We start from the raw sequence: 15,066 nt of genomic DNA, 5'->3' as shown, positions 1-15,066 counted from the left end.
AGAATTAATTCTTTGATATATAATGTATTATATTTTATTACTCCCTAGTAAATATAAGTCCTTATGAACTTTTTCAGAACGAAAATACCCATATCCCCCGACTTTGAAGAGTAAGTTTTTCTCCTAGTTTTACGTTTTCATCAGTTAGTACACTGTAAGCGGAAGAAGCGGGCAGTATTTCCTTGTAATTTGCTAAATCTATTGTTTGTTCCCGATTGTTTCCATTCATGAATACAACTACCGATTTGTTTCCATATTTACGTTCATATACGTAGATTCCTTTATGAGGAGTAAAATGTTTAAGTTTGCCTTTAGCAATCACTTCATTCCCTTTTCTCCATTGAAGCAATTTCTGTAAAAAGGAGAAAGCTTCGTTCTGTTGTGGTGTACGGTCAGTCGCATTAAAACAGTTGGTTGTGTCACCTTTCCAACCACCGGGGAAATCACAACGGAGGAGCCCGTCACCATTTGATTTATCCCCAGTCATCAGGATTTCAGTTCCGTAATATATCTGAGGGATACCACGCGTTGTCAGTAAGAAAGTCAATGCCTGTTTGTATCGGTCTAAATTCTTGGTAGCTTCGTCCGAACGATAGAAACGCGATGTATCGTGATTATCAAGGAAAGTAAGCAGATTCATTGGATCGGCATATACGATGTCTTGCGTCAAATAATCATAAAGGCGGCAAAGGCCTCCGTTCCAGTCTGTTGTTTCTTCATCGAATGCACTATTCATCTGGTCCATCAATGGAAAATCCATGACGGTACGTAAGTTTGAATTTTTAGGAGCAGAGACTTTGCTGTCTTTTTGCCAATAAGAAACAAGTACATTGCTGCCTATCCAGGTTTCTCCAACGATATTGAAATCCGGATATTCATTAGTAACAGCTTTGCACCAGTTGGACATCATATCAAAATCAGCATAAGGATGTGTATCTTGACGGATGCCGTTGATACCCGCATACTCGATCCACCAGATACTACTTTGTATTAAATAGGCAGCTACATGACGGTTGCGTTGGTTGAAGTCCGGCATACATTGGGTAAACCATCCATCTACGACTGTTTTCTTTGCATCTTCCGAGGCATAAGGATCTGATGGAGTAGCTGTTTTGAAAGTAGTCTGCACATAGTTTCCTTTGAAATTGAACCAATCTTTGGATGGCATGTCTTTGAAAAGATAGTTTTCATCTCCACAATGATTGAAGATCATATCCATTACGACTTTTAAACCTTTATCATGAGCTTTTGCCACTAGATTACAAAATCCTTCATTACTTCCGAAGCGGCGGTCTATCTGATAATAGTCAGTAATGGCATAACCATGATACGAACCTCCTTGCATGTCATTCTCCTGAACCGGATTGAGCCATATACTTGTTGCTCCTAATTCTGCAATATAGTCTAAATGGTTCTCTATTCCCTTCAGGTCACCACCATGGCGGGCATAAGGATCATTACGATCAGCTCTTGCTTCCAACATTCCGGGTATGATATCGTTGGAAGAATCACCGTTGGCAAAACGGTCTGGCATGATGAGATAAAGTACATCTCCGGAGTTGAAACCTTCTACTTCAGAAGCTTTTGATTTTCTTTCTTTTAGTTCATAAGGAATCTCAGTACTTTTTTCCCCTTCTTTCAGGGTAATAGAAAAGTTTTGTGGAGTAGCTTCCGAAAGGTCCAGATATAAAAGTAGATAATTGGGATTTTCCAGTTTTACCACTTCTTGTAGAGTGATATCCTTGGAAGAGATACTGACTTCTGCAGATGATATATTATCACCGTATAATAAGACTTGTAGTTCGGGGTTTTTCATTCCCGCCCACCAGAAAGTAGGAGCTACTTTCTTAACGATCGATGTAGCAAATGTCTGATGACAACTAAATAGTACAAGCAAGATTGCAAATAAAAAATTCCGTTTCATGGTAGTATAGATTTTAAATGTTCGCTCGGAAAACCGATATGACAAATGTAAAGGGTTGAAGAATGGTAAATTGGGATTGGAATATAAATATAAGACTCTGATTTATTTATTATATTGATAATTATGGCGTTATCTGTTTGTTGAGAGCTGGAAAATATAAGTGATAATGAAAATAGTTATTCATATATATTTCATTATCATTACTATATTCATTATATTTGTGACATCTTTAAAAAGTTCTTTATGAGAAATGTGCCCTGTTATATTCTCTTTTTCTTATTAGTTTATCCGTTTTTGTCTTTTGCAGAACATACGGATAAGAAGGCAATACTTAAAAGGCTGGACAATGTCATAAGCAGAAAAGAAATATTTCAAAATTTAAAAGAAAGGAAAGTAGATAGCTTAAAGGTACAATTAGCTCATGCTACCGATCCTTTTGATAAGTATCGGTTATATGATGCTCTTTTTGATGCCTATGTTCATTACCAGGCCGATTCTGCACTCCATTATGTCTATGAAAGAATGGATATCCTACCTCAATTGAACCGCCCTGAACTGGAAGATGAAATTAGGCTCGACCGGGCAACAGTCATGGGAGTGATGGGTATGTATATGGAAGCTATAGAGCAGTTGAAAAAGATTAATTCTAAGATATTGAATAAAGAAACTTTGTTATCTTATTATCAAACCTATCGTACTTGCTATGGATGGCTTGCCGACTATACTACTAGTAAAGAAGAGAAAAAGAAATATCTGTTGAAAACGGAATTATACCGAGACTCTATTATCAGTGTGATGTCTCCGGAAACAAACAGAACCATTGTTGCTGCAGAAAAGTGTATTGTTAACGGAAGGGCTGATACAGCTTTGATTATGTTGACCGATGCGTTGAAAGAGGTCGTTAATGAACGTCAGAAAGCCTTTATTTATTATACAATGTCCGAAGCGTATCATATGAAAAAGGATACGGAAAAAGAGATTTACTATCTGATACTGACTGCTATTGCTGATTTGGAATCTTCTGTTAGGGAATATGCCTCACTGCAAAAGCTGGCATATTTAATGTATGAACAGGGAGATATTGATCGCGCCTACAAATATTTGAATCGTTCGATGGAAGACGCTGTTGCGTGTAATGCTCGCCTGAGGTTTATTGAAGTGACAGAGTTTTTTCCCATCATAGACAAAGCCTACAAATTGAAGGAAGAAAAAGAACGCGCAGTTTCCCGTATTATGTTGGTTAGTGTGAGTCTGCTTTCTTTATTTCTTCTTATTGCCGTTTTTTTCTTGTATCGTTGGATGAGAAAACTGTCTGCTATGCGTCGTGACCTGAGTTTGGCAAACGAACAAATGTTAGCGGTGAATAAAGAGCTGGAACAGACTGGTAAAATAAAAGAAGTATATATTGCCCGTTATTTGGATAGATGTGTGAACTATCTGGATAAGCTGGAAGCTTACCGTCGTTCGTTAGCAAAATTGGCAATGGCATCCCGCGTAGAAGATTTGTATAAAGCTATTAAGTCCGAGCAGTTTATACGGGATGAACGGAGTGAATTTTATAATGAATTCGATAAGGCATTTCTGAAGCTGTTCCCAAACTTTATTTCTTCCTTTAATAAATTATTGGTAGAAGAAGGAAGGGTATATCCCAAATCGGATGAATTATTGACCACCGAACTCCGTATTTTTGCTCTTATCCGTCTGGGAGTAGTAGATAGTAATCGAATTGCGCATTTCTTGGGTTATTCTTTAGCAACTATCTACAATTATCGTAGCAGAATGCGTAATAAAGCTGTCGGAGACAAAGAGCAATTCGAACAAGATGTTATGAATTTGTAAAAACATGCCAATTACTTACAGATATAAATTGTGTAGTAATTGGCATGTTCATGATTGATATAATTTCTATTATTTATATCCTGCCGCTTTAGCTATTCTTTGAGGTATTTCTGTATTGTCGATTTTGTTACCGAACAAATGAGAACCGGCACCAATAGCAAATACTGGAACATACCCGGCAGAATGTCCGCCGTTTGCCCAATCTATCATAGCAATATCATTTATTATCTCCTTAGCACGAGCAGCTATTGGTTCGCTTTTTGAATACATACTTTCTGCAAATACTACTTTATTCTTTACGAATGACTCTTCGAACTCATCACGCAATTCTCTTTCTTGTTTCCATGAAATGGGTACTTCTTTCCAGAATCCCATTTCTTGACCAAGAAATTCTTTCATTTCTTCCCAAGTTACCTTATTATTTTTTGACTTTCTCAGTTCGCTGATACGTTTTGAAAGTCCATCCGTAGACTTTTTCTGGTACTGAAGAACTTTCAGATTCAGGTCATATCTTCCGCTTCCTAATACGATTCCACCTGTCTCGTGGTCTGCAGTAATAACAATCAGGGTTTCTTTCGGATGTTTCTTGTAAAATTCATAGGCCACTTTCACGGCTGCATCCATATCTTTTATTTCATTGAATACTGTTGCTGCATCATTACTGTGCGTAGCCCAGTCAATTTTTCCTCCTTCAACCATGAGGAAGAATCCTTTGTCTTTTCCTTTCTTCAAAAAGTCAATTGCACTTTCTGTTATTTGTGCTAATGTCAGGTCATCTTCCTCTCGATCAATAGCGTAAGGTAAACAGCCCGGATTTTTACCCTCTTCTTGTATCAGAATCATTTTTTGAGCTTTATCCGCTTTGGCTTTGTAATCATTATAACCGCGTGCTACGGTATATCCTGCTTCTTCGAAAATAGGGAAGATACTAGGCGCATCTTTCTTATCATGAGTTTTTGTCGGTTTCTGGAAGCCACCTCCTGCATAAAAATCGAAGTTAGCTTTAGGAAGATCTAAGGCTATCTCATAATACATATTTCTATCAGGCTGGTGTGCGTAAAATGCAGCCGGAGTTGCATGGTCCACGCTAACGGAAGTAGCTACACCTACTTTTTTCCCAGCTTTTTTGGCTTTCTCGGCTATAGTTTCCATCGGTTTTTTATCTTCTCCTACAGAAATTGCATGATTATAGGTTTTCTTGCCGGTGGATAGGGCTGTACCCGCAGCTGCAGAATCTGTAACCGAGTTGGTTGCAGAAAAGGTGGTTGCCATAGTGGCTACAGGAAATTGAGTGAATAACAACGGCTCAACACCGATTCGTCCATTTTGTAATTCGGCATAATACATTTCGGTACCATTTACTTGATTGACTCCCATTCCATCCCCGATGAAATAGAATACGTATTTGGCCTGTCCGTTAGCTACAACGGAAATGAGGACGAAAAATAACGTATAGATTAGCTTTTTCATTTTGAATATTTAATATTGAGTTAGTGATTGTGCAAAAATAGTGAAAAATTGAAAATAGGATAAGAATATTCTGCGAATAAAATCACTATTTCTAGGTATTTTATATACTTATTTTGGGTTTTTTTGCTGTTTTTTTTGCTTTTTATGTCAGAATAAGTATCTTTATGCGCTTTTTATTGAATAAAACGTTAAATAATGCTCTATGTGTAAAAGAAATATAAACTTAAAGAGTTGAGTTTACTATTAAAAAGAATATAGAATGAAAATAAGTCCATTAATTTAGAAGAGAGTTGTACATGTTGAGAGTTGTAAATTTATTGTGTGTGGTTATGTTTGTGACTGCTTCTATGTTTGCCCAAGACAATAGTGCAAAAGAGAAAGAAGATAAACAAGCACAAGAGCGCACATTAATGGGGGTGGTTAAAGAAGCCTCTGGTGAACCGTTGCCGGGAGCGACGGTTTATGTAAAAGGAGCTATGCAAATTGGTGCTGCTACCGATCTGTATGGTAATTTTGTCCTGAAAAATATTCCTGCAGGTAAACAAACTATTCTTATTTCTTGTATTGGAATGGAAGGGAAGGAAATTACTTATACCGGACAAAAATCTGTACTTGTAATTCTCCAAGAGAAAGTTACAGAAGTTCAAGATGTAGTTGTGACAGGAATATACGTACGTAAAAAGAATAGTTTTACCGGTTCGGCTACTACTTATTCTAAAGATGATTTGAAGAAGATCGGAACAAAGAATCTGATTCAGAGTTTAAAAACGCTTGAACCGGCTTTAAATGTTATTGAAAATACTAGTTGGGGCTCGGACCCGAACCGTATGCCGGACATGGAAATACGTGGAAAAACCAGTATTGTGGGAGAATTGTCTTCAGACTATGATAATACTGCCAATCAACCTTTATTTATCTTGGACGGAGTAGAAGTGGATATTGATGACATAATGAAACTTCCGATTGACCGTATTGCCAGTGTTACAGTGTTGAAAGATGCTGCTTCTACTGCTATTTATGGTTCTAAATCCGCTAATGGAGTTATCGTTGTAGAAACCGTACGACCTGAACCGGGACGTCTGCGTGTCTCATATTCGGGGAACTTTACTTATCAAACACCTGACTTGACGGATTATAATCTTATGAATGCTTCCGAGAAGCTGGAATTCGAACGGTTGGCAGGACGCTATACAGCAAAGACAATTTATGATAGCCAAGATGAGTTGGATGCACAATATTATAGTCGTTTGAAGGAGGTTAGACGTGGGGTGGATACTTATTGGTTATCTGAACCTTTGCGGGCTGTTTTGAATCATTCTCATAATTTATACATTGATGGCGGTGATGAGGCTATGGTGTATGGTGTGGGAGTTTCTTATAGTAATGAAGATGGTGTGATGAAAGGCTCGGATAGAGAAACGATGAGTGGTAATCTCAAATTAAGTTACCGGGCTAAATCATTGATTTTCACGAATGATTTTAATATTGATGTGACTAATTGGGATCGTGAACCTGTAGATTTCTCCTATTTTGCACAAGCGAATCCTTATTATCGTAAATATAATGATGACGGCACAGTTCCTGAGTTATTGGAATCTATGGATGTTGCTAAAAATACCATTTATAACCCCCTTTACTTATATAATATTGTTAATACTAACAAGACTGGTGAAATGACGTTGAGAAATAATTTCAGTATTGTATGGCGTTTTTGGGATGCTTTTCAATTACGTAGTAGGATAGGAGTTAATAAAAGTATTGCTAAAAATGAGATGTTCAAGTCACCCAGTCATCCTGATTTTTTGAGTGAAACTCGTAAAGGAACTTATAGTCGTGAGGATAATGATAACTTCTCTTATAACGGTGATTTTACATTGACATATGGTAAAGTATTTAAGGATGTACATTTAGTAAACCTCGTCGGTGGTTGGACCTTCAGTCAGAAACAAACACAAGAAAATGGCTTTATGGTATCAGGATTTACTAGTGATTTACACCAGAATCCACAGTTTTCGGCTGGTTTTAATCAAGGAGATAAACCAACATATCGTAATACGGTCAGTCGTTCGACCAGTTTTTATATGAATGGTAATTATTCATTTCGTAACCGATATATGCTGGATGCCAATCTGCGTTGGGATGGTTCCTCAGTATTTGGAGCACAGAAAATGTTTACAGGTACATGGGCCATTGGTTTGGGATGGAATATTAATAGCGAACGTTGGTTTCGTGCCGAATGGATTGATTTGTTGAAACTTCGTTTTTCTATCGGTAATCCGGGTAATCAGAATTTTGATGCTTATCTTTCTTCGGGTACTTATATCTATAATTCGGATTATACCAACCATTTTGGAACAAGTGCTATTATTGAAAAGTTTGCTAATAGGAACTTAGCTTGGCAGAAAACAATCGATAAGAACTTTGGTCTTGACTTTGAATTCTTTGATAGCCGCTTACGTTTATCAGGAGATTATTATCATAAAGTGACAGACCCGTTGCTGGTTTCTGTTGCGATGCCTCCTTCTGTAGGTCTTAGTAATATTTATACCAATTTTGGCGGTCAGGTATCCAAAGGATTTAATGGAAGTGTAATGTTCAATGCCATAAAACGTAGTGATATGCGTTTGAATTTGAATTTAAACTTTCGTCATGGTACAACCGAATATCGTAATATAGGTGATAAACTTGATTTTATGAATGAGAAGGGTAGTGGTAATTCATATCGTCGTTATTATGATGGAGGTAGTCCTGATGATATTTGGGCAGTCCGTTCGGCAGGAATTGACCCGGCCACCGGACGGGAGATATTTATAAAGAAAGATGGTACATATACTTTCCAATACGACGCGAATGATGAAGTAGTTGTAGGATCTACCGCCAGTAAGTTGGAGGGAGTATTCGGAGTATCCATGTATTATAAGCAATTTTCTGCCAGTATCAATTTGCGTTATGTGTTGGGAAGAAAGGTATTTGCTTCTGCTTTATATAATAAGGTAGAAAATATTACGGAAGACGGCATGTATTATAATCTGGATAAGCGTGCATTGTATGACCGCTGGAAAGAACCAGGAGATGTAGCTCGGTTTAAAGCTATTGACAACTTTGAAAGTACACCTATGTCATCCCGTTTTGTAGTGAATGATAATGTGATTAGCGGTGAATCAATTAGTCTGGGATACGAAACTGCTGCGAAATGGTTACGTAGTATTAGAGCATCAGGTGCTTCTATCCGATTGTATATGAACGATATATTCCGGCTTGCTTCTTTCAAGGAAGAGCGAGGTCTTGAGTATCCTTTTTCCAGAAGTGTGTCATTGTCAGTAGATATTAGATTCTAAAAAAGAATAGGATTATGAAACAATATGCAATTATATTTTCTCTTTTTCTTCTTTTACTTGGTACTTCGTCCTGTAAAGAATGGTTGAGGACTGATTCGGAAGACCGGATTATGGAAGATGCTTTGTTTAGTAATGAAGAAGGTTTTAATACAGCACTGAATGGTGTATATATCGGATTATTGAATACTAATCTTTACGGTCAGAAATTAACAACAAGTACTTTTGATATTCTGGCTCAATATTATGATACCTCTAAACCGCTGAATACTCATGTCTATCGCAATTTGACAAATTTTGATTATCAGACAACGAAAGATGCAGTGAAAGATATTTGGACTCAGGCATATGCAATGATAGGAAATCTGAATACAATCTTGGAACATTGCGAAACAAACCGGGTTGTGTTGTCCGAAAAAGGTTATCATTTAATAAAAGGAGAAGCTTTGGCATTGAGAGCAATGCTTCATTTTGAAGTGCTCCGTATTTTCGGACCTGTGTATAAATATGAACCGGGTAAAGAGTGTATACCTTATAGTAACGATACGGAAAAAGAAGTGAAACCGTTGCTTGCTGCTACAACGATTGCTGATTATATTTTGAATGACCTGAAAGATGCATTAGACTTGTTGACAGGATTTGATCCAGTCATAACAGAAGGCAATGTGATTAATGATAAAGGAGATAATAGGTTTCGTTATAGAGGGCAGCGATTGAATTACTTTGCAGTGAAAGCTTTGATGGCGCGCGTATATCTTTATATTGATGATACCGAGAATGCAGGTATATATGCGAATCAGGTGATTGATGAGGCTGCAAAATTCTTTCCTTTTGCAACCCGTGAGCAAGTAAATGGGCAAGCTGCTTCGGGAGCTGTGAGCCAAAGTTCTGAGAACCGTATATTTTCACCCGAAATTTTATTTGGATTGTATAATTCTAAGCGGCTGACAGACACATTTGATAAGTTATTCTCTAACAAACTAGAGCCGAAAAATGTCTTGAAGATGACTGATGCGGGAGTTGCTCAATTATATGATGAAGAAGGTGACCTTCGTACTTGCCAGTGGCAATCGATGCGTGATATCGAAGCGAATGACGGTCGCTTTTTTGTGAAATACGGTGAAGTAACGGATTTAGGTTATGAATATGCCAATCTTATGCCGATAGTGAGAATCTCAGAAATGTATTTAATTGCAGCGGAGTGTGACCGGAAGGTAAATCGTCTGGATGAACTTCGTGCTGCAAGAAAGATATCTCAGTTGCATTCAACAGCAGGATTGGATGCTTATATTGAAGATGAATATGTACGAGAGTTTATAGGAGAAGGGCAGTTGTTCTGGTATTACAAACGTAAGGGAGTTACTACACTTCGCCGATTGTACAATCCTAGTTTGGATGATATGGAAATTAAGATATCGAATTATCAGTTTGATTTGCCGGATGAAGAACAAAAACGCCGGCAATAAAAATAGTAAATTATGAAAACTATATATATCACTTGTTTGGTTCTGTTAGGCATTTTGCAAACAGGATGCCGTGAGAATATTGAAGAGTATTCAGGTATTGCAGGTATTTACTTTGCTATGTCTGCTAAATATGGAGGTTGGAACGATAGTGAAGAAGATTATACCAGCATTTCCGATATTCCTTTTGCTGTAGACGAGCGTGAGGATACCGTCTTATTGGTTCGTGCCAAAATCATTGGTGAAGTAGTTGGGCACGATCGTGCAGTATCTATTAGAATCGTACCGCAGGAAGATTCGGAAACTGAAGCTATAGAGGGGAGTGATTTTGAACCATTACTTGATACTTATTATGTAAAAGCCAATGAGGTATATGCCAATATCCCTATTCACTTTTATAAGAAAAGTGATTTAAAAGATAAGGAACGTATACTGAAACTAGAGTTGTTGCCAAATAAAGATTTTGATACGCCAATGGCAGAATGGTTACGACCGGGAAGTTCTGATAAAAAAGGAATTGATGTGTTGCATCATACAATTACTATTAGTGATAAGTGGATTAAATTGCCGGGATTTAATGAGTATTATTTCGGAACTTATTCGGAGAAAAAAAACCGGTTGATGTGCGAGTTGTTTAATCTGACTCTGAAGGATTTTGAGAAAGCGATGTCTATTGTAAAATGCAGAACATTGGCAGTTAAGTTGGATCAGTATCTGAAAGAACAAGAAGCTAAAGGCGATCCTGTATATGAGGATTATCTGGATGGAGAAGGTAAGCCTGTGAAAATGACTGTCGGGAAAGGGATAGATTATTAAAAGTACAATTATGAAAAAGATATATATAACGACTCTATCGATATGCTTGATGTTTTCTTCCTGTTTCAACGATAAAGGAAACTATAGCTATTCGGTTATTAATGATATCGAAATAGGAGAAGAAGGTTTTAGTGAACCTTATACTGTTCGAACGGATGTAGATAAACTGAATATTGAACCTGTAATTATCAGTACTACAGATCCGAATCTCAACGAAAATTACACATATGAATGGGTGGCTGTCAGTACTTTGAAATCCCCTAGTACACGATATACGCTAAGTACTGACCGGATATTGAATTATGATGTAAAACTTCCGGCAGATGAATATGATTTATTCTTTAAGGTTACGGATACGAATACAGGTCTTGTGTTTAGCAATGATGTATCTCTAACGGTTAATGGTTCTTATACCAGAGGTTGGATGATTGTCGGAAATGACGATGCGGGAAAACTGGTGTTGGATATGATGTCAATTAGTAGAGATACGTTGCATCTAAAAGATATATTGAAAGCTGGTATTACTCATCTCGATCCAACATTTGTATGGGTAGACAATAGTCCTGATTCTTATGATGAATATGTTTATGTATGTACAAAGCATCATACCTATAGATACGATCGTGAAGGATTGGACACAGCGGAAGAATTGCAAATCTTTGATCCGGATTCCAAAGGATATAGAAATAACATTGTAACATCTGATATTCAGCGTGTAAAGGAGAAACGTACAATGTTTCTGTGTGATGGATATGCCTATGTAAATACTACTTTGAATGAAGGGGAATTTGGAAGTCCTAATAATTATTATCTGACAGATGTGGGATATGAATATTTTTCAATAGGGGATAAGATTGCCTGCAATCGTACTGGCGAAATAACTTCAGCAGCAGCCATTGATCAATATGTTTTATATAATACGTCAGGTAAAAAATTCTGTTATTTACGACCATTGGCTAAAAATATGTATGATCTTTTGGATAAGGATTCGGAGGAACCTTATAGTTGGGATACAACTAAAGATTTTGCTCCTAACGGATTGGAATATGTAACAACTATCAATTCGTTGTTTAGTAGCGGGCAGTCAGCCACTATACTTAGAAATTTAAGTAATGGAAAATATTATATTTACACCTATGCGATTACTCGTCAGGGAGGTGCTGTGACAAAAGGGGGACGATATGAGATTCCCGCAGATGCAACCGGATTTGGAGAGTCGACTCTATTTTCTATGACTACCCGCCAAGGATATTTAATTTATGCAGTTGATAATACACTTTACGGATATGATTTTCGTAAAAACAATCATCCGGTAGTACTTGCCACTTTTCCAGATGAAGAAATAACGGCCATCAATAATGATATTATCTCCGAACAGCAGATGGAAGACAATTTCTATATTGCGACATATAAAAAGGGAACGGAAGAAGGACGAGGTGGTTCTGTACGGAAATATTCGGTTGTGGATACTCCTGAACAAATTAATATTACTGAAGAATTAGTGTGGAAAGGATTTCCGCGTGTAGTCAGCCTCTGCTACAAGCAATTTTAAAGAGTTTACATTTAACTAACTAAAAATAAATAGGACAAAAAGTATGAAGAACAAAACGCTGATTTTATGGGTTGCATTAGCAACCTTATGTTCAGGTGTACACGCAGAGAGTGACATCTTTAAAAAGTGGAGAAAGAAGAAAAACAAAAACAAAACGGAACAGACCGACTCAATAAAGCCGAAGGATAAATTTGATAAGGCTATTGATAAGGCTACTCCGTATGAAGGAACAATTAAAACATGGATAACTCCTAAAAATGAACTTCTATTTGAGATTCATAAGGATAACCTAGACAAGCTTTACTTACTTGCTAATCGTGTGTCTTCTATTAGTGAGAGTTCAAACTTTACAGCCGGAGAGATGATCGGAGATCCATTTATGTTCCGTTTATCTGCTGATACTGCTAATGTGTATATGCATACAGTACAGTCATTTGAACGGGTGAGACCTGGGGATCCTATTGAATCTTCTTTTAAGAAAAACTTCTCTGATCCTATCATGAAGACGTTCAAGATAAAAGCTTCACGTAAGGATACTTTATTGATCGATATGACCTCTTTCTTTGTGTCGAATGAGAAGTGTATTACTCCTCTTCAACAAAGTGTACGTACGCGTGCCACAAAACCCGCTTCTTTTGACTCTTCGGCTTCTATGCTTCTGGGAGTAAAAGGGTTTGAGAAAAATGTGGAGATTACCAGCCGATTGAATTACACTTCAGAATCTGGAGCGTATACGGTGAATATGCGGCGTTCTATTGTGGAGCTGCCGAAAGAGCCTATGAAAATGCGCTTACAAGATAATCGTGTAGGATTTTTCAGTACGTTCTATTACTACTATACTTCTGACAAAGATAAGATTCCAACAAAAGAATTTGTGCATAGATGGAGAGTGGAACCTAAAGAGGAAGATCTGGAGAAATATTTTAATGGAGAATTAGTAGAACCTAAGAAACAGATTGTATTTTATGTTGATTCTGCTTTCCCTACCAAATGGAGAAAAGCTGTTAAAGATGGTATTGAAGATTGGAATAAAGCTTTTGAGGCTGCCGGATTTAAAAATGTAGTTGTAGCAAAGGATTATCCGACCGATGACCCGACATTCGATCCGGATGATATTCGCTACAACTGTGTGCGTTATATGACGAACAATGTTGCCAATGCTGCAGGACCGAGTTATATTGATCCTCGTTCCGGAGAAATTTTGGTTGGAGAGGTAATGTGGTACCATAATGTGATTTCTTTAGTTCATAATTGGCGATTTGCACAGACTGGTGCAGTTGATCCGCGTGTTCGCAAATTGGTGTTTGATGATGATGTGATGAGTGAGTCTTTGCGTTATGTGGCTTCTCATGAAATAGGGCATACTTTAGGATTGGAGCATAATATGGGAGCTAGCTATGCTTTTCCTGTAGATTCGTTACGTAGTCCTTCGTTTACACAAAAATATGGTACTACGCCTAGTATCATGGACTATGCACGTAATAACTATGTAGCACAGCCGGGTGACCTTGAAAAAGGGGTACGTATGGTTCCGCCATTGATTGGCGTATATGATAAATATGCTATTAATTGGGGATATCGTGTGTTTAAGGATACACCGACACCGGAATCAGAATATAAATATCTGAATGCGATGATCGAGGAGAAGAAGGATGATCCAATGTATCAATTTGGTGCACAACAACTTTTCTTAACTGAAGATCCGACAGATCAGACTGAAGATTTAGGTAATGATCATATTAAGGCTAGTAACTATGGCATTAAGAATTTGCAGTATATTATTGCTAATATTGAAGAATGGTTGAAGAAAGAGAATACCACTTATAACGATATTCATGAAATGTATATGGCATGTGTAAGTCAGTATATGCGTTATTTGACTCATGTGATGCCATATCTTGGTGGAGTGGAATTTACTGATTTGGTGCAAGACGGAAGCCAGAAATATGATACCCGTTATATTACAAAAGATAAACAGAAGAAAGCGATGGTCTGGTTGGTGGATCAGGCATTAAATTGTCGTAAGTGGTTGTTACCGGAAAGTATTATGCGTATAAACGGGATGGAGTCTAGTGCATTTGATAATTTCCAATATTCTATTGTTGGTAAGATTCTTAGTCCGGCTACTATGGGAATGATTTATGAAGGTGAACGCTCTGGACAAGAGAATATCTATACATTGGATAGTTATTTCAACGATGTTTATCAGGTGATCTTTGCTAATACAATCAGTGGGAAATCATTGACCCAGGAAGATATGAACTTGCAAAGTGCGGCTGTAGCTGCCTTGATGAAGTATTCTAATTTAGATCCTTCTATGAATAAAGGATTAGGTGGGGGAGCACCGGGTGGATTGGCTGATCCGGAAGCAGCTTGGAAAGATATGGTAGCTAAAGTAACGGAGCAGTCCAATCAGTTTTGCAATGTGACTTCATGTAAACATGAACACTTGGATGCGGAAACTTCGTATGCGCGTCATAATATGACTCCTGCTAAGTTGTCAGCTGGTGTAGGACGTCCGGTTATTACTAATACACTGAAGAAGGTCCAGAATTTGTATAAGTCAAGACTTGGATCAGGTGATGCACGTACACGTGCATTTTATGATTATCAGGTAACAATTATAAACATGTTGTATAAGAAATAATTGATTGAGTTTAATTAAAT

General features: G+C 37.4%; 8 protein-coding genes. 6 read left to right on the top strand and 2 right to left on the bottom strand.

What is annotated here, in order from left to right; translation table 11 throughout:
* Nucleotides 1–73: 73 nt before the first annotated feature.
* Nucleotides 74–1,924 (bottom strand): glycoside hydrolase family 13 protein, encoded by a 1,851-nt coding sequence (locus CZ225_RS21605; RefSeq protein WP_077155452.1) that lies wholly within the window; start codon nucleotides 1,922–1,924, stop codon nucleotides 74–76.
* A gap of 243 nt (nucleotides 1,925–2,167) precedes the next feature.
* Here CZ225_RS21605 and CZ225_RS21600 point away from each other — a divergent pair, with 243 nt between their 5' ends.
* The gene (locus CZ225_RS21600; RefSeq protein WP_077155451.1) at nucleotides 2,168–3,763 is read left to right on the top strand and encodes a DUF6377 domain-containing protein; all 1,596 of its coding nucleotides are present in this window, start codon (nucleotides 2,168–2,170) and stop codon (nucleotides 3,761–3,763) included.
* Nucleotides 3,764–3,832: 69 nt separating this feature from the next.
* Here CZ225_RS21600 and CZ225_RS21595 read toward each other — a convergent pair whose 3' ends face one another.
* Nucleotides 3,833–5,233 carry an alkaline phosphatase gene (locus CZ225_RS21595; RefSeq protein WP_077155450.1) on the bottom strand — a complete coding sequence of 467 codons (1,401 nt, stop codon included), beginning with the start codon at nucleotides 5,231–5,233 and terminating at the stop codon, nucleotides 3,833–3,835.
* A gap of 296 nt (nucleotides 5,234–5,529) precedes the next feature.
* Between CZ225_RS21595 and CZ225_RS21590 the strand changes: the two genes are divergently transcribed.
* From CZ225_RS21590 to CZ225_RS21570, 5 genes are read left to right on the top strand one after another with little or no spacing between them, the layout of a single operon-like run.
* Nucleotides 5,530–8,571 (top strand): SusC/RagA family TonB-linked outer membrane protein, encoded by a 3,042-nt coding sequence (locus CZ225_RS21590; RefSeq protein ID WP_234983102.1) that lies wholly within the window; start codon nucleotides 5,530–5,532, stop codon nucleotides 8,569–8,571.
* A gap of 14 nt (nucleotides 8,572–8,585) precedes the next feature.
* On the top strand, nucleotides 8,586–10,034 hold the full coding sequence (locus tag CZ225_RS21585; protein WP_077155449.1) for a RagB/SusD family nutrient uptake outer membrane protein: 1,449 nt from the start codon (nucleotides 8,586–8,588) through the stop codon (nucleotides 10,032–10,034).
* Between the two features lie 12 nt (nucleotides 10,035–10,046).
* Nucleotides 10,047–10,847, top strand: a complete 801-nt coding sequence (locus CZ225_RS21580) for a DUF4843 domain-containing protein (protein WP_077155448.1) — start codon at nucleotides 10,047–10,049, stop codon at nucleotides 10,845–10,847.
* A gap of 10 nt (nucleotides 10,848–10,857) precedes the next feature.
* On the top strand, nucleotides 10,858–12,399 hold the full coding sequence (locus CZ225_RS21575; RefSeq protein WP_083714690.1) for a PKD-like family lipoprotein: 1,542 nt from the start codon (nucleotides 10,858–10,860) through the stop codon (nucleotides 12,397–12,399).
* 43 nt (nucleotides 12,400–12,442) lie between these two features.
* Complete coding sequence (locus CZ225_RS21570; RefSeq protein ID WP_077155446.1) at nucleotides 12,443–15,046, top strand: zinc-dependent metalloprotease; 2,604 nt, start codon at nucleotides 12,443–12,445, stop codon at nucleotides 15,044–15,046.
* Nucleotides 15,047–15,066: the final 20 nt, after the last annotated feature.

Source organism: Bacteroides bouchesdurhonensis (assembly GCF_900155865.1).
Classification (GTDB): domain Bacteria; phylum Bacteroidota; class Bacteroidia; order Bacteroidales; family Bacteroidaceae; genus Bacteroides; species Bacteroides bouchesdurhonensis.
Note: the sequence above shows the minus strand (reverse complement) of the source record. Positions and strands in the feature narration are given on the sequence as shown.

What these genes read in the sequence shown, in the direction of transcription:
- CZ225_RS21605 (WP_077155452.1), bottom strand. Translation starts at nt 1,924, where the DNA reads ATGAAACGGAATTTTTTATTTGCAATCTTGCTTGTACTATTTAGTTGT.
- CZ225_RS21600 (WP_077155451.1), top strand. Translation starts at nt 2,168, where the DNA reads ATGAGAAATGTGCCCTGTTATATTCTCTTTTTCTTATTAGTTTATCCG.
- CZ225_RS21595 (WP_077155450.1), bottom strand. Translation starts at nt 5,233, where the DNA reads ATGAAAAAGCTAATCTATACGTTATTTTTCGTCCTCATTTCCGTTGTA.
- CZ225_RS21590 (WP_234983102.1), top strand. Translation starts at nt 5,530, where the DNA reads ATGTTGAGAGTTGTAAATTTATTGTGTGTGGTTATGTTTGTGACTGCT.
- CZ225_RS21585 (WP_077155449.1), top strand. Translation starts at nt 8,586, where the DNA reads ATGAAACAATATGCAATTATATTTTCTCTTTTTCTTCTTTTACTTGGT.
- CZ225_RS21580 (WP_077155448.1), top strand. Translation starts at nt 10,047, where the DNA reads ATGAAAACTATATATATCACTTGTTTGGTTCTGTTAGGCATTTTGCAA.
- CZ225_RS21575 (WP_083714690.1), top strand. Translation starts at nt 10,858, where the DNA reads ATGAAAAAGATATATATAACGACTCTATCGATATGCTTGATGTTTTCT.
- CZ225_RS21570 (WP_077155446.1), top strand. Translation starts at nt 12,443, where the DNA reads ATGAAGAACAAAACGCTGATTTTATGGGTTGCATTAGCAACCTTATGT.